General features: G+C 69.5%; 14 protein-coding genes and 1 pseudogene. All 15 read left to right on the forward strand.

The window, feature by feature from the left end; genetic code table 11:
• The first annotated feature begins 79 nt into the window (after positions 1-79).
• The 15 genes and pseudogenes from xpsH (at position 80) to ABIA71_RS10935 (ending at position 18869) form a co-directional block, all read left to right on the forward strand.
• Positions 80-499 (forward strand): type II secretion system protein XpsH, encoded by a 420-nt coding sequence (gene xpsH, locus ABIA71_RS10865; protein WP_354285275.1) that lies wholly within the window; start codon positions 80-82, stop codon positions 497-499.
• The gene (gene xpsI / locus ABIA71_RS10870) at positions 496-912 is read left to right on the forward strand and encodes a type II secretion system protein XpsI (protein WP_354285205.1); all 417 of its coding nucleotides are present in this window, start codon (positions 496-498) and stop codon (positions 910-912) included. The genes xpsH and xpsI overlap by 4 nt, the downstream gene beginning before the upstream one ends.
• The gene (locus ABIA71_RS10875) at positions 909-1541 is read left to right on the forward strand and encodes a type II secretion system protein J (protein ID WP_354285206.1); all 633 of its coding nucleotides are present in this window, start codon (positions 909-911) and stop codon (positions 1539-1541) included. The genes xpsI and ABIA71_RS10875 overlap by 4 nt, the downstream gene beginning before the upstream one ends.
• A complete protein-coding gene (locus ABIA71_RS10880; protein ID WP_354285207.1) occupies positions 1538-2401 on the forward strand; it encodes a type II secretion system minor pseudopilin in 864 nt (287 codons plus the stop codon). Before ABIA71_RS10875 ends, ABIA71_RS10880 begins: the two co-directional genes overlap by 4 nt.
• On the forward strand, positions 2398-3564 hold the full coding sequence (locus ABIA71_RS10885; RefSeq protein WP_354285208.1) for a PilN domain-containing protein: 1167 nt from the start codon (positions 2398-2400) through the stop codon (positions 3562-3564). Before ABIA71_RS10880 ends, ABIA71_RS10885 begins: the two co-directional genes overlap by 4 nt.
• A pseudogene (gene gspM / locus ABIA71_RS10890) lies at positions 3539-4195 on the forward strand (type II secretion system protein GspM); the annotation flags it as partial. The gene ABIA71_RS10885 and the pseudogene gspM, both read left to right, overlap by 26 nt.
• Positions 4196-4367: 172 nt before the next feature.
• Complete coding sequence (locus tag ABIA71_RS10895) at positions 4368-5156, forward strand: type II secretion system protein, XpsN-like (protein ID WP_354285209.1); 789 nt, start codon at positions 4368-4370, stop codon at positions 5154-5156.
• 9 nt (positions 5157-5165) lie between these two features.
• Positions 5166-7382: a type II secretion system secretin GspD gene (gene gspD / locus ABIA71_RS10900; protein WP_354285210.1), complete on the forward strand. Its 2217-nt coding sequence runs from the start codon at positions 5166-5168 to the stop codon at positions 7380-7382.
• Positions 7383-7421: 39 nt separating this feature from the next.
• Positions 7422-8282 (forward strand): glycosyltransferase family 2 protein, encoded by an 861-nt coding sequence (locus ABIA71_RS10905; RefSeq protein WP_354285211.1) that lies wholly within the window; start codon positions 7422-7424, stop codon positions 8280-8282.
• On the forward strand, positions 8279-9115 hold the full coding sequence (locus tag ABIA71_RS10910; RefSeq protein WP_354285212.1) for a glycosyltransferase family 2 protein: 837 nt from the start codon (positions 8279-8281) through the stop codon (positions 9113-9115). Before ABIA71_RS10905 ends, ABIA71_RS10910 begins: the two co-directional genes overlap by 4 nt.
• Before the next feature lie 46 nt (positions 9116-9161).
• The gene (gene pncB, locus ABIA71_RS10915) at positions 9162-10337 is read left to right on the forward strand and encodes a nicotinate phosphoribosyltransferase (protein WP_354285213.1); all 1176 of its coding nucleotides are present in this window, start codon (positions 9162-9164) and stop codon (positions 10335-10337) included.
• A 170-nt stretch (positions 10338-10507) separates the two neighbouring features.
• Positions 10508-11689, forward strand: a complete 1182-nt coding sequence (gene wecB, locus ABIA71_RS10920) for a non-hydrolyzing UDP-N-acetylglucosamine 2-epimerase (protein WP_354285214.1) — start codon at positions 10508-10510, stop codon at positions 11687-11689.
• Positions 11686-13899, forward strand: coding sequence for a hypothetical protein (locus ABIA71_RS10925; RefSeq protein WP_354285215.1), 2214 nt, complete (start codon positions 11686-11688; stop codon positions 13897-13899). Before wecB ends, ABIA71_RS10925 begins: the two co-directional genes overlap by 4 nt.
• 6 nt (positions 13900-13905) lie before the next feature.
• Positions 13906-16050 carry a glycosyl transferase family protein gene (locus ABIA71_RS10930; RefSeq protein ID WP_354285216.1) on the forward strand — a complete coding sequence of 715 codons (2145 nt, stop codon included), beginning with the start codon at positions 13906-13908 and terminating at the stop codon, positions 16048-16050.
• Complete coding sequence (locus ABIA71_RS10935; RefSeq protein ID WP_354285217.1) at positions 16047-18869, forward strand: NfrA family protein; 2823 nt, start codon at positions 16047-16049, stop codon at positions 18867-18869. The genes ABIA71_RS10930 and ABIA71_RS10935 overlap by 4 nt, the downstream gene beginning before the upstream one ends.
• Positions 18870-18888 lie beyond the last annotated feature (19 nt).

Below are 18888 nucleotides of genomic sequence, written 5' to 3' on the forward strand. Positions count from 1 at the left end.
CGTCGCCCTGCCATGCACGCGTCTGCCCCGCCGCCCGCCGCGTCCCCCGCGCCGGGTGGCCGGGCTGTCGTTGCTGGAAATGCTGCTGGTGGTGGCGCTGATCGCCATCATCGGGGCGGTGACCGCCACCGCGATGAACGGTGGCATCGACGGCATGCGGCTGCGCAATGCCGGCAAGGAACTGGCCAGCCAGCTGCGCTACACGCGCACCCAGGCCATCGCCACCGGTGAGCGCCAGCGCTTCCTGATCGACCCGCAGGCGCGCACCTGGCAGGCGGCCAACGGTCGCCACGGCACCGTGCCGCCCAGCCTGGAGGTGCGTTTCCGCGGGGCACGCGAAGTAGCCACCGCCACCGGGCAGGGCGCCATCGCGTTCTATCCCGATGGTGCCTCCAGCGGCGGCAGCATCGACCTGCAGGTGCGCGAAGCGGTCTGGCACATCGACGTGGGCTGGATCACCGGCGACGTGCGCTCGGGGCCGCGGCGGGAACGCCCATGAAGCATCAGCGCGGCTATTCGTTGCTGGAGGTGATCGTGGCGTTCGCCGTGCTGGCGCTGGCGCTGACCTTGCTGCTGGGCAGCCTGTCCGGCGCCTCGCGGCAGATCAAGCAGGCCGACCTGCGCAGCCGCGCGGTGCTGCATGCGCAATCGCTGCTGGCCGTCACCGGCGTGGTCGAGCCGCTGCAGGACGGCGAGCGCAGTGGCGAATGGGAAGACGGCCGCTACCGCTGGCAGTTGCAGGTAACGCCCTACCAGGAGCCGCGCACCGACGCGTTGCCGGTGGCCGACACCGTGGCCGGCCCGCGGCTGGCGCAGCTGACCCTGCAGGTGTCCTGGGGTGACACCGACGCCGATCGCATGCAATGGCGCAGCCTGCGCCTGCTGCCTGCCGCCCCGGGTACGCCGCGATGAGCCGTGCACCGCGCGGGTTCACCCTGATCGAAGTGCTGTTGGCCACCGCATTGCTGGTCGGCGGGCTGGCCCTGGCGTTCGCCACCGTGCGCTCCGCGCTGGCCATCAGCCAGCGTGGCGAACAGATGGCCGCGCACAACGAGCGCATGCGCGCGGTGGAAGGTTTCCTGCGGCGGCGTCTGTCGATGGCCATGTTGACCGCCACCACGCCACCGGACCCCACCCGCGAACCGGTGTACTTCCTGGGCGAGCCCCAGCACATGGTGTTCGTGTCCGATCTGCCCGGCTACCTTGGCCGCGGCGGCCCGTACGTACACGAACTGCAGGTGCGGGGCAGCGGCGACGCGCAGCGCCTGGACCTGGCGCTGACCCTGGTACAAAACGGCGAGCGCATCGAGGAAACCCCGCCGCGCCCACCCGAGGCGCTGGCCGATGCACTGCGCGCGGTGACCTTCCGCTACCGCGGCATCGACCCGCGCAACGGCCAGCTCGGTGAGTGGCAGGACCGCTGGGACGACACCCGCCGCCTGCCGAGCCTGGTGTCCATCAGCGTCACCCCACGCCAGGGCCCGGCGTGGCCGCCGATGGTGGTGGCGTTGGCGCAGCAGCCCCGCGGAGCACGGCCATGAGGCGCGCGCGCGGTGCCGCGCTGGTGCTGGTGCTGTGGCTGATCGCCCTGCTCACCGCGGTGGTCGGCGCGTTCGCGCTGAGTGCGCGCATTGAACACATGCAGCAGCGCGTGATCAACGACGATGCCATCGGCCAGGAGCACGCACGCGCCGGGCTGGAGTACGCGCTGTACCGCCTGCAGCCCAGTGCGACCCGACCGCCATGGGTGGCCGACGGGCGGCGCTATCGCTGGGAATTCGACCAGCGCCGGATCGACCTGCGGATCGTCGACGAGAACGGCAAGATCAATCTCAACCTGGCCGACGCCACGTTGCTGCGTGCGTTCCTCGCGGCGATGGGCGTTGCGCCCGAACGTGCCGGCCCGCTCGCTGGCGCGATCGTCGACTGGCGCGATGCCGACAGCCTCAAGCAGCCCGGCGGCGGTGCCGAACTGCCCGACTACGTGGCGGCAGGGCTGCCGTATGGCCCGCGCAACAACCGCTTCGAGACGCTCGGCGAACTGCAGCGCGTGCTCGGCATGGATGCGACGTTGTATGAACAGCTGGAGCCGATGCTGACCCTGTACAGTCGGCAGTCGCGTCCGGATCCGCGTTTCGCGGCCGGGCCGGTGTTGACGGCATTGGGGCTGGATGCACCGCGGCTGCTGGCCGAACGCGAGCGTGCCCAGGCCGGTGAAGATGCAAAAGTGGGCGGTGCAGCGCTTGCCAGTGGCAGCGGCACCTATAGTATCGAGAGCCGCGCAACGGATGAACGCGGCAAGGTATCGGTTCTGCGGGGCGTGGTGCGGACGGGGACCGCAGGCACGCCGGGAACCCCTTACACAGTCCTTCGTTGGGAACAGGGAATGGCAGCACGATGACGGCATGGCGGGACACTCTGGTGCGGGCGCAGGGGCAGATGGCGCCGGGCGTGGTCAACGGCCTGCGCTGGTGGCGGCGTTCGTTGCTGGCGTGGCTGCCGGAGCGTTGGCAGTGGGCACTGGGCTGGTCGCGGTCGCGGCTGTTGCTGCAGCAGCAGGGCGACCAGCTGCGCGTGCTGCGTGATGGCGGCCTGCACACCGAACAGGTGCTGGAATTGCCCTGGCCCCAGACCCCGGCTGCACTGGAACAGCGCCTGGATGCGCGCCTGCGCACGCTGCCGCGCCATTGGCTGCTGCCGGCCGCGTCCGCGCTGCGCCGCCCGCTGCGCCTGCCGGCGGCGGCCGCCAGCCGCCTGCGCGACGTGGTGGGGTTCGAGATCGACCGCCAGACCCCGTTTGAACCGGCGCAGGTCAGCTTCGACGTGCGCGAGCTGGGCGCACTGGAGGATGGCCAGCTGCAGGTGGAACTGGTGGTGATGCCGCGCCACGCGCTGGAGCAGTGGGCACAGCAGGTGGGGCCGTGGGCGCAGGGCCTGGCCGGCGTGGATATCGCCGATGCCGATGGCCAGCCGTTGGGGGTGAACCTGCTGCCGCTGGAACAGCGGCATGCCCAGCGCGATCCGATGCGCCGCTGGAACCTGTTGATGGGGCTGGCCGCGCTGGTGCTGCTGGCCCTGGCCGGCCAGCAGATCCTGGACAACCGCCAGGCCGCCGCCGATGCGCTGGCCGAGCAGGTCAATGCGGCCGCACGCGATGCCCGCCTGGTGGCGGCCGAGCGGCAGCACCTGCAGACGCTGGTGGAAGGCGCGGCATTCCTCGAACAGAAGCGCATGGCCCATGCCAGCACGGTGGAGCTGTGGAATGAACTGACCCGGCTGCTGCCCGATGGCACCTACCTGGAAAAGCTGTCGGTGGAAGGCGATTCCCTGCAGTTGATCGGGCTGAGCCGCGAGGCGTCGCAACTGGTGCCGCTGCTACAGGACTCGCCCCTGTGGCGCAAGGTCAACCTGACCGGCGTGCTGCAGGCCGATGGGGGTGCGGCAGGCCGCGACCGCTTCACCCTCACCGCCGAACTGCAGCCGTTGCCCGGTGCCACCCCTGCAGCGCCCGCCGCTGCACCTGCCGCGGAGGGTGCCGATGGCAATGCCGACCACACGCCGTGACCGCTGGCTGGCGCTGGCGTTGCTGCTGGCGGTGATCGCGCTGGCCTACCTGGTGCTGGTGCATCCCTGGTTCACCCGGCCACTGCTGGCCATCAACGCGGATATCAGTGGCCTGCAGGAGCGCGATCAGCGCGTGCAGGCCCAGCTGCAGCAGCGCGGCGCCGTTGCGCGCGGTCTGCAGCAGGCACAGGGGGCGCTGGCAGGCCGGCCCGGTTTCCTGCGTGAAGCCACCGCCGAGTCGGCCGCCGCGGCGTTGTCCTCACGCCTGCAGGATGCGGTGGCATCGGCCAGCCCCGGCAACCGCAGCTGCGCCATCAGCAACCGCTCACCGCTGCAGGACACCAGTGCCGATGCAGTGTTCCCCAAGGTTGCGCTGCAGGTGCGGTTGCGCTGCGGCATTCCGGAAATGGCGGCCGTGCTGCACACCCTGGAAACCGGCAGCCCGCGCCTGTTCGTCAACAACCTCAACCTGCTCGCACAGCGTTTCCAGCAATCGCCGAATGAAACCGGCACTGGGCTGGACGTGTCCTTCGAACTGGTGGGGTACCTGCAGCCCGGCGGCGCGTCGGATCCGGTCGCGCCGGTGCCCACCGGCGCCGCGATGCCCGCCGACAGCACCGGCCTGACCCCGGCCGGACCCGTGCCCGCCGATGCCCAGGCAGCGGCCAACGCCCAGGCCGCCGCCGACGCCCAGACAGACGCCAGCGCCAACGCAGCCGCGTATGCAGCGCAGGCCGGCATGGATGCAGCCGCCACCGCGACCACTGCCGACGATGCGGCCGCCGACACTGCGGAGGCCGACCATGAAAATTGAGCTGACCTCCCTGCGCAGCTGGTGGCTGGCCACCGTCGTGGCGTGGGCCGCCGCGATCTGGATCGCCAGCCTGTTCGGGCTCGGCAGCCACCTCCCGGTGGCCGCCGAGGGCGACCGCACCGCGTCGCCGCTGCCGGTGCTGCCCGCTGCCGCGCCGGAGCGCATCGCCTCGGCCGAGGCCTACGCCCAGATCGGCGCACGGCCGTTGTTCGCCGAAGACCGCCGGCCGCGTCCGTACCTGCTCGGCGGCAGCGAACCGGGTGCGTCCAGCGCGGTCAGCCTGACCGGCGTGCTGCTCACCTCTGAATTCAGCATGGCCATCCTCACCACCGACCAGAAGCAGTCGCTGCGGCTGCGCCTCAACGGTGAGCCGGTCAACGGCTGGCAGCTGCTGGCACTGGAACCGCGCAGCGCCACGGTCAGTGGCCCCGGCGGTACCCAGGTGCTGGAACTGACGGTGTTCAACGGGCAGGGCGGCGAACCGCCCACGGTGCTGGGCAACCCGGTCAACGGCGCGGTGCCGCCGGCCGGGGCGGGCGTCATGCCGTTGCCGCCGCCCCCCCCATCGAGCCAGACGGTGCGACCGATGCCGGTCGCCACCCCGTCAGCGCCCGCGCCGGCACCGGCGGCACCCGCCGCACCCAACACCCCGGCCCAAGGCCCCAGTGATGCGCAGATGCAGGCCATCCGTGCGCGCATCCAGGCGCGCCGCCAGCAACTGCAGCAACAACAACAATCGCAGCGACCGCCCGCAGGCGGCTCCGGCCAGAACCCTTAGAGTGACAGCATGACACTGCGCCTTTTCTCACCGCGTCTCTTCTCCCTGTCCCTGCTTGCCAGCGTGCTGGTCGGCTGCGCCACGGTGCCTGCACCGGAAGTGCGCCGCAACGCCGTGCTCGACAGTCACCAGGTGGTCGCCGGGGATGGCTCCCGCGACGGCGTGAATGCCGAGCCCCTGGAGGCAACCGGCGCACCGCAGGCGGTGATCCGCCGCGGCACCGGCACCATGATCAACCGCAGCGCGGCCGCCGCGGCGGCACCGTCGTTGTCGCAGGCCGGCAACGGCACGGCCACCTTCAACTTCGAAGGCGAATCGGTGCACGCGGTGGTCAAGGCGATCCTGGGCGACATGCTCGGCCAGAACTACGTCATCGCCCCGGGCGTGCAGGGCACCGTCACCCTGGCCACGCCCAAGCCGGTGTCCTCGGCGCAGGCGCTGAACCTGCTGGAGATGGTGCTGGGCTGGAACAATGCCCGCATGGTCTACAGCGGCGGCCGCTACAACATCGTGGCGGCCGACCAGGCGCTGGCCGGCACCGTCGCGCCGAGCACCGCCCCGGCGGCCAGCGCACGCGGCTTCGAGGTGCGGGTGATCCCGCTGCAGTACATCTCGGCCACCGAAATGAAGAAGGTGCTGGAGCCCTACGCGCGGCCCAATGCCATCGTCAACGTCGACAGCGGCCGCAACGTGATCACCCTGGGCGGCACGCGCGCCGAACTGGAAAACTACCTGCGCACGGTGGAGATCTTCGACGTCGACTGGCTGTCGGGCATGTCGGTGGGCGTGTTCCCGATCCAGACCGGCAAGGCCGAACAGGTCGCCGCCGACCTGGAGAAAGTGTTCGGTGAGGAAAGCAAGACGCCGAGCGCCGGCATGTTCCGCTTCCTGCCGCTGGAGAATGCCAATGCCGTGCTGGTGATCACCCCGCAGGCACGCTACCTGGACCAGATCCAGCAGTGGCTGGAGCGCATCGACACCGCCGGTGGCAGTGCACGGTTGTTCTCCTACGAACTGCGCTACGTCAAAGCCAAGGACCTGGCCGAGCGCCTGGCCGAAGCCTTCGCCAACGAGAACAGCCGTGGCAGCCGCGGCAGCAGCGGCTCGCTCGCGCCGGGCGCCACCCAGATGGACCTGGGCGGCCGCGACAGCACCTCCAACACCACCGCGCTCAACACCGGGTCCGGCAGCGGCAGTGGCCGCGGCGGGCTGGGCGAGGGCACCATGAGCCTGCCGCAGCGGCAGAGCGGCAACGCCAGTTTCAGCCTGGAAGTGCAGGGCGACACCGTGGGCATCTCGGCGGTGGAAGAAACCAATACGCTGCTGGTGCGCTCCACCCCGCAGGCCTGGCGGTCGATCCGCGAGGTGATCGAAAAGCTCGACGTGATGCCAATGCAGGTGCACATCGAAGCGCAGGTGGCCGAAGTGTCCCTGACCGGCGACCTCAGCTACGGCGTCAACTGGTTCTTCGAACAGGCCGTGGCCACCGGCAAGACCGAAAGCGGCATCGACCTGCCCAGCGCGCTGGGGCGTTCGATCTGGGGCAGCATTTCCGGCACGGTAGGCGATGGCGGGGTGGGCTGGACCTTCCTCGGCAAGAACGCGGCGGCGGTGGTGACGGCGCTGGACAAGGTCAGCAACCTGCGCCTGCTGCAGACCCCGTCGCTGTTCGTGCGCAACAACGCCGAAGCCACGCTCAACGTGGGCACCCAGATCCCGATCAACTCGGTGTCGGTCAACACCGGCACCGGTGGCGACAACACCTACAGCCAGGTGCAGTACCTGGACACCGGCGTGATCCTCAAGGTGCGCCCGCGCATCACCCGCGATGGCGTGGTGTTCCTGGACATCGTGCAGGAAGTCAGCTCGGCCGGCGCCATTCCGTCCGGCTGCGACCCGACCAAGACCACCTGCAACCCGCCGATCAACACGCGCAAGATCTCCACCGAAGCGGCCGTGCAGAGCGGGGACACCATCATGCTGGCGGGGTTGATCACCAACTCCGATGAAGATGGCTCCGATGGCGTTCCGGGTCTGAGCAAGATCCCGGTGCTGGGCGCGCTGTTCGGTAAAAAGACCAAGAACACCGGCCGCTCGGAAGTGATCGTGCTGCTCACCCCGACCATCGTCCGCAACGCGCAGGAATCGCGCAACCTCACCGACGAGTACAGCAACCGCTTCCGTGCCATGGAGCCGTTCCCGAACCACCAGAAGCAGAAGAACTGAGCTACGCTGCGGCCACGCGTGCCGCAGACAGGGGAACCGATGGGGACGATCGTGCTGCTGCCGATCGGGGTCGATGACACCGCCCTGGACCTGTGCCTGGGGGCACTGGACGCCGGCACGCCGGCCGACACTGCGGTCTGGCTGGCCGATGACGGCCAGGCCGGCCCCCGCGCGCAACCGGTGATCGAACACTGGTTGGCCCACACCCGGCTGCGTGCCGAATACACCCGGCGCGCCCGCAGTATCGGCGAGGTGGCGCACCTGGATGAGATGTTGCGGGCCTGTGCGGGCGCCGACGTGGTGGTGCTCGCGCCCGACGCCATTCCCGCGCCGGGCTGGCTGCAGCAGCTGGATGCCTGCTTCGCGCGCGACCCCTCGATAGGCTCGGCAACCCCCTGGTGCAACGCCGGTGAAACCGCGGCCTGGCCACGGCTGGGGGAGATCGACCCGGTGCCGGCCGACCTCAACGCCATGGCCCAGGCCTGCGCCGGGCTGCCGCCGATGCATCCCGAACTGCCCTCGGCCGTCACCCATGCCGTGCTGCTGCGGGCCAATGCCCGGCGCAAGGCCGGTGGGCTGGACATGCACAGTTACGGCTCGTGGAATGCCGCGCTGGTGGACCTGAGCCTGCGCATGGCCGGGCTGGGCTGGCGCAATGCGCTGTGCGAAACCGCCTTCGTGGCGCGCGCTGGCGAAGCCACCGCCTTCGACGGCGACATGGATGCGTTGGGCACGCGCTGGCCGGGCTGGCAGCCCCGCCTGGCCGCGTTCCTGATGGCCGATCCGCTGCGCGGTACCCGCGAAACCCTGCAGCAGCTGCACCGGCAGGCGATAATGCCGCGTTCGCAGGGCGACTTGTTCGCCGTGCCGCCTGCATCCCTTCCGGAGCCACCCGTTTGAGCATTGCCATCGCCGCGATTGTTGTCAGCTACCAGAGCGCGAGCACGCTGGATGCCTGCCTGGCCCGGCTGCGGGCAGCCGACGGCGTGGTCGAGATCCGGGTGGTGGACAACGGGTCCACCGATGCCACCCTGGATATCGTGCAACGCCACGCCACCGCGGATCCGCGCGTGCGTTTCATCGCCAACCCGGACAACCCCGGCTTCGCGGCTGCCAACAACCAGGGCGTGGCCGACAGCCGCGCACCGTGGCTGGCCTTCATCAACCCCGACCTGCTGGTCGACCCCGGCACCCTGGCCGCGCTGTGCGAACGCGGCATGGCCATCGGCGAGTGCCTGCTGGGGATCGAGCAGGTGGACGAGCAGGGCCAGCCTGACCCGGCCGTGCGCCGTCGCGACCCGGACTTCGGGGCCATGCTGCGCTCGCCGGGGCAGGGCGCGAAGCTGGCGATTCCGGTCGACCACAGCCTGCCGCTGCAACCGGTGCCGGCGTTGTCGGGGGCCCTGCTGCTGATGCCGCGCACCCTGTTCGACCGCATCGGCGGGTGGGATGCCGGTTACCGGCTGCACGCCGAAGACCTCGACCTGTGCCGTCGCGTGCGCCAGGCCGGCGCGCTGGTGGCGATCGCCAACGACCTGCAGGCGGTGCACGTGCGCGGGGTCTCCAGCCGCTCGCGGCCGTTCTTCGTGGAATGGCACAAGCACCGTGGCCTGTGGCGCTACTTCCGCAAGTTCGAAGCCAGCCAGCGCAGCCTGCCGGTGCAGGGCGCGGTGTTCGCCGCGATCTGGGCCCACGCCGTGGTGCAGATTCCACGGCTGCTGCGCGCCCGGTAGGTACCCACCGTTGGTGGGTACATCCACGCGGGCGCATAATCGCCGCATGATCATCCAGTCCCTGCTCGACACCGACCTGTACAAGTTCACCATGATGCAGGCGGTGCTGCATCAGCATCCCGGCGCCCAGGTCCAGTACCGGTTCAAGTGCCGCACCCCCGGCATCGATCTGGCCAGTTACATCGACCAGATCAACGCCGAGATCGACCACCTGTGCCAGCTCCGCTTCAGTGCCGAAGAACTGGAGTACATGCGCGGCCTGCGCTTCGTCAAAGCGGATTTCGCCGACTTCCTCGGCCTGTTCCACCTCGACCGCAAGTACATCCGGCTGCAGCCGTCGGCCAGCGTGCCCGGTGAGATCGAGCTGGACATCACCGGCCCCTGGCTGCACACCATTCTGTTCGAAGTGCCGCTGCTGGCCATCATCAACGAGGTGTGGTTCCGCAACACCACCACCGCCGATTTCGCCGAAGGCGAGCGCCGCCTGCAGGCCAAGACCGCGCTGCTGCGCGACACCCCCGGCTTCGAGTTGTGCCGCATCGCCGACTACGGCAGCCGCCGCCGCTATTCGCGTGAATGGCATGCGCGCATGCTGCCGATGATGCGCGACGCGCTGGGGGCGCAGTTCGTGGGCACCAGCAACGTGCATTTCGCGCGCCTGTACGGCATGACCCCGCACGGCACCATGGCCCACGAGTACCTGCAGGCGTTCCAGGCCCTGGGACCGCGCCTGCGCGATTCGCAGGTGGCCGCGCTGGAATCGTGGGCGCGCGAATACCGCGGCGATCTCGGCATCGCGTTGTCCGACGTGGTCGGGCTGGACGCGTTCCTGCGCGACTTCGACATGTACTTCTGCAAGCTGTTCGATGGCGTGCGCCACGACTCCGGCGACCCCTTCGCCTGGGGCGACCGCATGCTCGCGCATTTCAAGGACCGCCGCGTGGACCCGCGTAGCAAGGTGCTGGTCTTCAGCGATGGTTTGAACATCGAGAAGGTGATGCAGCTGTTCGATTACTTCCGCGGCCGCTGCCAGGTCGCGTTCGGCGTGGGCACGCACCTCACCAACGACCTCGGGCCGACCCCGCTCAACATCGTCATCAAGATGGTCCGCTGCAACGGCCAGCCGGTGGCCAAGCTCAGCGATTCGCCGGGCAAGAGCATGTGCGACGACCCCGGCTACCTGGCCTACCTGCGCCAGGTTTTCGAACTTTCACCCGGGTGACACGGACAAAAACGCCACAATGAGCCGTGTTCCGGGGCAAAAAGTGACGCAGAGCGTCACTTTTCCGAGAAATGTGATCTACATCACGTTGCACTGGCTAGCTCGCCGTACTTGGCCTACGATTTGCGTGATGGAAGTCACAGTCGTTGGTCATCACAGGGAGCAGTCGGGTGAAGGTTCTATCTGTTTTTGGTACGCGGCCTGAAGCCATCAAGATGGGACCGCTGGTCCGCGCGCTGCATGCCGCGCCGGGCATCGAGTCCCTTGTGTGCATCACCGGCCAACACCGGGCGATGCTCGACCAGGTGATGTCGCTGTTCGACATCCACCCCGATCACGACCTCGATGTCATGGTCGCCAACCAGACCCTCAACGGGCTGTGTTCCCGTCTGTTCGCCAAACTCGACGCGCTCTACGAACAGGTGCAGCCGGACCGGGTTCTGGTGCACGGCGATACCAGCACGGCGATGACCGCGGCGCTGGCGGCCTTCCACCGCCGCATCCCGGTGGCGCACGTCGAAGCCGGCCTGCGTACCGGCGACCTGCAGCAGCCGTGGCCGGAAGAGATGAACCGCCGCGTGATCGACGTGGTGGCCGATCATCTGTTCGCCCCTACCAACAGCTCACGCTACAACCTGGAACAGGAAAACCTGGCCGGGCGCATCAGCGTGACCGGCAACACCGTCATCGACGCGCTCAAGCAGACCGTCGAACGCATCGACCAGGACGCGGCCCTGCGCGCCTCGATCGACGCGCATTTCCCGTTCCTGGAAAGCGAGCGCAAGCTGCTGCTGGTCACCGGCCACCGCCGCGAGAACTTCGGCGGCGGCTTCGAGAACATCTGCCGCGCGCTGGCCGAGCTGGCCCAGCGCGACGACCTGCAGATCGTGTACCCGGTGCACCTCAACCCGAACGTGCAGGGGCCGGTGCATGCCCATCTGGGCGGGCTGGACAACGTGCACCTGATTCCACCGCAGGACTACCTCAGCTTCGTGCGCTTGATGCAGCGTGCGCATGTGGTGCTGACCGACTCCGGCGGCGTGCAGGAAGAGGCCCCGGCGCTGGGCCGCCCGGTGCTGGTAATGCGCGATGTCACCGAGCGCCCGGAAGCGGTGCAGGCCGGCGTGGTGCGCCTGGTGGGCACCGACCCGGCGCGGATCGTGGCCGCCGTGCATGAGGCCTGCAACGGGCCGCGGGTGGCAGCGCACTTCATCGCCGACGCCAGCCCGTACGGCGATGGACGCGCTTCGGCGCGGATCGTCGCCGCGCTGCGCGGTGAGCCGTTCGACGAGTTCGTGGCCGCCCATGCAGCCCCACTGTCCCATCCCTCCCTTACCGAACTGACGCCATGACCCAGACCAACCGTAGTACCGCTCGTTTTCCCCAGGTATTACCGCTGGCCCTGGTTCTGGCCCTCCCACTTGGTTCTGCCCACGCCGCCGACTCCGCGGCCGGGCAGTTCAGCGAGTGGGCAGCCGACGCCACCGTGACGCGCAGCATGACCCTGCGCGAGCTGGGCTTCCGCCAGCCGTTGACCCTGAGCGGCCAGGAAAGCCAGCGCGAAATCTACCTGCCCGTCCCGGCCGGCGTGCCGACCCGCGACGCGCAGCTGCAGCTGGATGGCCGCTACGTACGCGGTCATACCGGGCGCAGTTCGGGGTTGTGGTCGGTCGACGGCGACCCGGTCGCGGCGCGGTCGATCACCGACGCGCAGGGCGATGCCAGCCAGCTGCTGGCCATCGATGGCCTGCCGCGCGACAACGGCTTCGTCCGCGTGGCCGTGGGCTGGTGGTCGGTGGTGTCCGACTACCGCTGCGCCGACCAGAGCGCGCCGGCCAACGTGCTGCGGCTCTCACCCGACTCACGCTTCAGCTACCGCTTCGACGGGCGTGCGGTGAACACCGTGGCCAAGGCCTGGGGCGCACTGCCGATGCGCGTGCGCGTGCTGATCGATGGCAAGGCGTTGCAGGCACCGGCCTACGACGCCGCCTGGCGGGTGGGCGCGGCGCTGCGCAACGGCGGCAAGCAGGTGGACGTGGTGGCGCTGCCGGGGGTAGGCAGCACGGTGGACCTCACCGGCATCACCATTCCGGCCAGCCTGCAGGGCGTGCCGGCGTATGCGGCCCTGGCCGCAGGCGGCACCCAGCATCGCATTGCCAGCCTGGCCGAAGTCGGGGCGCTGCTGTCGCTGCGCGACAGCGGTCCGCTGGCCATCGACGTGGCGATCAGCACCGACCCGCTGCGCGCCGCCGTGCGCGCCGCACTGGATGCACTGGCCACCGAGGTCGGTGCCAGTAGCGGCGATGCCGCCAGCGCCTTCACCGCCTGGCGTGGCAGCGACATGGCCGCGCTGGAAAAGGGCACCGGCACCGCGTCGGTCAGCGTCGCCGCCGTGGCGGGGCGCCCGACCCTGGTAGTGGCGGCCAACGCCGGCGCCAAGGTGGCGGGCCTGCTCAGTGAACAATGGCGCGCCTACGCGCTGGGCCACACCCTGCAGGTGGCCGAAGCCAGCCCCGCCGCGGTGGGCGACAACGCGGTGCTGCTCAGCCGCCTGGGCGACATCGCCGGCACCCTGGACATCGTGACCCGCGGCGACCGCACCGCCAGCTTTGCGCTTGGCGCGCTGTCGGCCGATGGCCGCCTGCCCGACCAGGTGGTGGTCGATGTCTCCGCCGCACCCAACGCGGCCGGGCAGGGCGCGGTGGCCAGCCTCTACTTCAACGATTACCTGCTGGGCGCCAAGGTGCTCGCCGCCGACGGCAAGCCGCAGCGGCTGGTGGCCAAGGTACCCGCCTATGCGCTGGCCGCACGCAACGAGGTGCGGATCAGCTTCCTGCGCCAGCCGGCGCGGCCGTACTGCCATGACCCGGCAACCGCGTTCCCGGTGTCGATCCTGCCCAGCAGCCACCTGACGCTGGCCAAGCGCAGCCTGGACGCCGACTTCGTCGGTGCCGCCAGCCAGCTGGCCCACGCCAATGAGGTGTTCGTGCCGGCCACCTGGCTGCAGGACGCCCCGGCGTCGCTGGCCAAGGTGATCGCCATCGCCAGCGCGGTCGGCGTGTCGCCGCAGGCGGCCGAACTGAAGGTGGTCGCTGCCGGTACCGCGATCAGCCCGGCGCGGCCTTACCTGGCCTTCGCACTGGCCCCGTCCGGGGTCACCCCGGCCGGTCTCAAGGACGGCCGCCTGGTGGTCAACGGTGGCACTCAGCCGCTGCTGGACCTGGCTGGCCTGGACCGTGCCGCAGCGGTGCAGGTGGTGGACGGTGGCGGCCATACCGGCGTGCTCTACAACGACCTTGGCGCGCAGGGCCCGGCGCTGGACCAGCCGTTCCGTCTGCTGCGCGGTGACCTGGCCGTGCTTGACGGCAGTGGCGTGGTCAGCAATTTCGACAGCCACGACCCCTATGGCGCGCGCCAGGCCGAGAGCGGCAACCCGGAGCCCTGGTGGCAACAGCACATGGTGTGGTTGCTGGTACTGGTCGGGCTGGTGGTGTTCGCGCTGTTGGCGGCCCGCGTCACCCAGGTCCGTCGTCGCCGCAAATCCGCAAGCAACGGTCACTGACCGGCCGTGGACGGTCTGTTCTGGAACATCCAGCTGGCCAACTACTACGCTGCCCTGGAAACAGTGGCAGCGGCGGTCGCCGTGCTGATCCTGATCTCCAGCCTGGATGACCTGTTCATCGACATCTGGTACTGGGTCCGCGAAAGCTGGCGCACCCTGACCGTCAAGAAGCGTCGCGAATACCGCCCGCTGACCCAGCAGGACCTGCTGCAGCGTCCGGAGCAGCCGCTGGCGATCATGGTCCCGGCCTGGGCCGAGTACGACGTGATCGCGCAGATGGTGGAAAACATGATCGATGTACTCGACTACCGCGAGTACATCGTCTTCGTCGGCACCTATCCCAACGACGCCGAGACCATCGCCGAAGTGGAGCGCATGCGCCGGCGCTACAAGCGCCTGCGCCGCGTGGAGGTGCCGCATGCCGGCCCGACCAGCAAGGCCGACTGCCTGAACTGGCTGATCCTGTCGATCTTCGACTACGAGAAGCGCCACGACATCGAATTTGCCGGGGTGATCCTGCACGACAGCGAAGACGTCCTGCACCCGATGGAGCTGCGCTTCTTCAACTACCTGCTGCCGCGCAAGGACATGATCCAGCTGCCGGTCACCTCGCTGGACCGCGAGTGGTACGAGTTGATCGCCGGGGTGTACATGGACGAGTTCGCCGAATGGCATGCCAAGGACCTGGTGGTGCGCGAAAGCGTGTCCGGCATGGTGCCCTCGGCCGGCGTCGGTACCTGCTTCTCGCGCAAGGCGCTGCTGGCGCTGAGTGCAGCCACCGACAACCAGCCATTCAACACCGACAGCCTCACCGAAGACTACGACGTCGGTGCGCGGCTCGCGGCGATGGGCATGCATTCCATTTTCGCCCGCTTCCCGGTGCAGTTCCGCGTGCGCCGGCCGTCGTGGTTCGGCTGGGGCCCGGTGCGCGAGAGCACCCAGTCGATGGCGCTGTGCGTGCGCGAGTATTTCCCCGACAACTTCCGCGCCTCCTACCGGCAGAAGGCGCGCTGGGTACTGGGCATCGGCCTGCAGAGCTGGGAAACGCTGGGCTGGCGCGGCTCGCTGGCCACCAAGTACCTGCTGGCGCGCGACCGCAAGGGCATCGTCACCTCGTTCATCAGCATCATCGCCTACATCATCTTCCTGCAGCTGCTGCTGTTCTGGCTGCTCAAGGTGACCGGAGTATGGACGACCCAGTTCCCGACCATTTTCCAAGCCGGTACCTGGCAGATGAACGTGGCGCTGATCACCACCGCCGCACTGGCTACCCGCGTGGTGCAGCGCTTCTATTTCGTCAACCGGCTGTACGGCTGGGAACACGCGTTGATGTCGATCCCGCGCATGGTGGTCGGCAACATGATCAACTTCATGGCCACCGCGCGCGCGTGGCGGATGTTCCTGCTGTACCTGCTGTTCGGCAAGCGCATGGTGTGGGACAAGACCATGCACGATTTCCCCAGTGCCTCGCAGCTGGTGCAGACCCGCAAGCGGCTGGGCGAACTGCTCACCACCTGGCAGGCGGTGGAGCCGGAGCGGCTGGAGCAGGCGCTGCAGCAACAGCAGGGCGGCCGCCAGCAACCGCTGGGCCGCATCCTGGTGTCGCAAGGCTGGCTGGACGATGAAACCCTGGCCGAGGCGATCGCCTTCCAGGGCGACCTGGCCCGCGCGGTGATCGACGTGGACTACCTGCAGGCCGGGCAGTTCCCGATCTCGGTGGAATCCTGCGTGCAGTGGCGCCTGCTGCCGCTGCCGGGCAGCACCGCCGATACGTTGTCGATCGCGGTGGCCAACCCGCTCAGCGAGGCCGAGCAGGCCCAGTTGCTGCACGACGTGCAGGCCACCGCACTGGCGCAGTCGATCGCGCGCGAAAGCGAAATCAATGCGGGCCTGCGCCTGATCAGCGGTGAAACCTACCGCATCGACGCCGTGCCGCTGCTGGGCGACCTGCTGGTGGAGATGCGGCTGATCGCACGCGACCAGTTCGAGCGTGTGCTGGATGAATACAAGCCGCAGCGCGATGGCCGCATCGGCGACTACCTGGTCAAGCACGGTGTCGCCACCGAAGCGGCCATTGCCGAAGCGGTGCGCGAACAGCACCGCCGCTCGGGCCAACCCCAATACAGCGCCGACGGAGAGCTGAAGGCATGAGAACCACCCTGCTTTCCAGCGTGATCGCGCTGAGTCTGATCGGCCTGGGCAGTGCCAGCGTGCACGCACAGGAATCCCTGCCGCTGTCGGGCAACGCCTACCGCATCGCCGAGCAGGCCTTCGGCGCCTACGACCGCGGCGACTTCCAGCAGGCCTACCGGACCGCCACCGAGGCGGTGCGGTTGCGGCCCGACGTGGCGCGCCTGCGCCTGTTGCAGATCTACGCGGCGCAGAAACTGGGCCGCACCGACGAGGCGCGCGCACTGGCACGCCGGGCGCTTGCCGATGGCATCACCGACCCGGCCCTGCCGGGTCTGGCGGCGGCTGCACCGCGTGCCGCCGCCGCCGCGGGTACACGCGTGCGCGGTGCCACCGCTCCCCGCCCGACCGCGGCCGAGCTGGCCTACCAGCGCGCGTTCCCCCTGGCGGCCCAGGCCTACGAGGCGTTCAACAGCGACCGCATGGAAGAAGCCGCCAGCAAGGCCGAGCAGGCCTTCCGCCAGCAGCCGCAGCAGGGCGCGTGGGCGATCCTGTGGGTGGCCTCGCTGGAGGCCGGCGGCAAGCTGGACGAGGCGCAGCAGGCGGCGGCCACCGCGTTGTCGCTGGGTGCGCCGAACCGCACCGATATTCTTGCCGCGCAGTTGCGCATCAAGCGCGAGCAGGCCGTCGCCCCGGCGCAGGCCGGCTACCAGGCATTGATCGCCCTGCGTCCGCAGGATGCAGTGGCCCCAGCGCGCCAGGCCGTGGAGCTGGCGCCGGAGTCGGGCAGCCATCGCTTGCTGCTGATGACCGCCTTGCTGCTCAGCAACCAGCTGCCCGAGGCGGTGGACGCCGCGTCTGCGGCAATCGCCCAGGACGATGAAGACACCAATGCGCTGGTGATGCGCGGCTACCTCCAGCAGCGGCTGGGCCGCAGCGCGCAGGCCAATGCAGACTTCGACCGCGTGCTTGCCCAGGATTGGCTGGATGGCCAGCAGCAACGCAACGTGCGCCTGCTGGCGGTGGATGCCGCGCTGGCCGCGGGCGACCGTGAGCGTGCCGAACGCCTGCTGGCCCCGCTGCGGACCGATCCGCTGGCCGACGAAGACGCCGATACGCGCCGTGCCATCGCCGATGCGGTGGCCCTGCGCACCCGTTCGATGCGTTCGGCGCGGCCGGGCCTGGCGCTCACCGACGCCACCTATCCCGCGCCGATCCAGCAATGCCGCGAAACGCCCTACGGCACCCAGTGCGAGCTGACCCCCACCGACCTGCAGGGCGAGGGCGGCGCGGCCCAGCGTGCCTATGCCGCCTATGGCCGGCAGGACTACCAACAGGCCATCGAGGAGGCGCGCAAGGCCGTGCAGGCCGCGCAGGACAGCGCGCCGCTGCAGTCGCTGCTCACCACCTCGCTGGCCGCCGGCGACCGCAGCCAGCAGGCCGAAGCCCGCCAGCGCCTGGATACCGCCCTGGCCACCACGCCGCAGGACGCCGGGTTGCTGATGCAGCGCGGTTACCTCAACCAGCGTGCGGGTGATCCGCGCAGCGCACTGGGAGATTTCCAGGCCGCCGAGGCAACCGGCAAGGCACCGCCCACGGTGGTGCTGGACCAGGCCTATTCCAATGCCGCCCTGGGCCAGCACCCGCAGGCGGTGACGCTGCTGCGCGGGGCGATCGACAGCGCCGACGCCGGCACGCTGCCGTTGGATGCCGCCCAGCGCTACAACACGCGCAGCTCCATCGCCAACTATTCGCGGGAATGGGGCATGACGCTGTCGGCGGGGTATCGCGGTGCGCGCCAGGCCGCCACCAACCTGGGCGGTGCGGCCATCAGTACGCCCGGCGACTCGGTGTTCGGCACGCTCGAAGCGTTCTGGCGGCCGCAGAAATCCAACAACCAGCACGGCACGCTGGAACTGTATGCGCGCCTGGCCAACACGCTGTACGACGAAGGCGGCACCTTCGAATCCCTGCAGGCGGTGGACCCGTGCACCGGCATCCCCAGCGAGGATGCACGCACGCGTGCCGAGCGGCTCAGCCGCTCGCGGTCGATCGCCGGCTGGCCGTCCACCATCGGCGCGTTCGGTGCGCGCTACACCTTCGGCCAGACCGGCCTGAGCGCCGGCATCGAGCGCCGCCAGTTCCTCGGTACCGCCACCCGCAACGGCGGCGTGTACCCGGATTCGGCCGCCATCCAGTGCCGGATCCAGATCGAATCGAGCCAGCCGCTGCAGATCACCACCGCCGCCCGCTACCGCCTGCAGAACAACGCCGGCGGCTGGATGTCCTACCTCACCTACGGCTTCTACAAAGGCACCGGCGTGCGCACCGACGTCAACCAGTGGTGGACGCTCAGCGGCTACGCGCAGGCCGGCTTCACCTGGGATGACAACCGCGCGCACTTCACCGTCGACCAGATCAACGCATTGGGCGACACCGTGGCGCGGCTGACCGACTCCGACGGTCGCCTGCGTCGCCAGCAGTGGTTCGGTGCCGCCGAACTGCGCGCCGGCCGCAGCTACCGCTTCGGTGCCGAACAGACCCGCTGGGTGCTGAGCCCGTACCTGGTGATCGGCGCGGACTGGATCGACCAGCGCTCCAGGGTACGCGGCATCGAATACCCGCTGATCGGCGCGCAATCGTTCGACCTCTCCGACACCGACCGCAGCTGGTCGCTGGGCGCAGGCCCCGGCGTGGGCGTGCGCTACTGGTTCCGCGAAGACCACTACAACGCGGCGCGGTCCTACCTGGACCTGGCCGTGCAGTACCGGTTCGCCCTGGGCGGCGGCGATACGCAGCGCGCCAAGGGCCTGTTCGCTACCGCTACCCTGTACTACTGACATGGAAAAGGCATGAACG

It is taken from the genome of Stenotrophomonas sp. 2619 (assembly GCF_040548725.1).
GTDB lineage: Bacteria > Pseudomonadota > Gammaproteobacteria > Xanthomonadales > Xanthomonadaceae > Stenotrophomonas > Stenotrophomonas maltophilia_AP.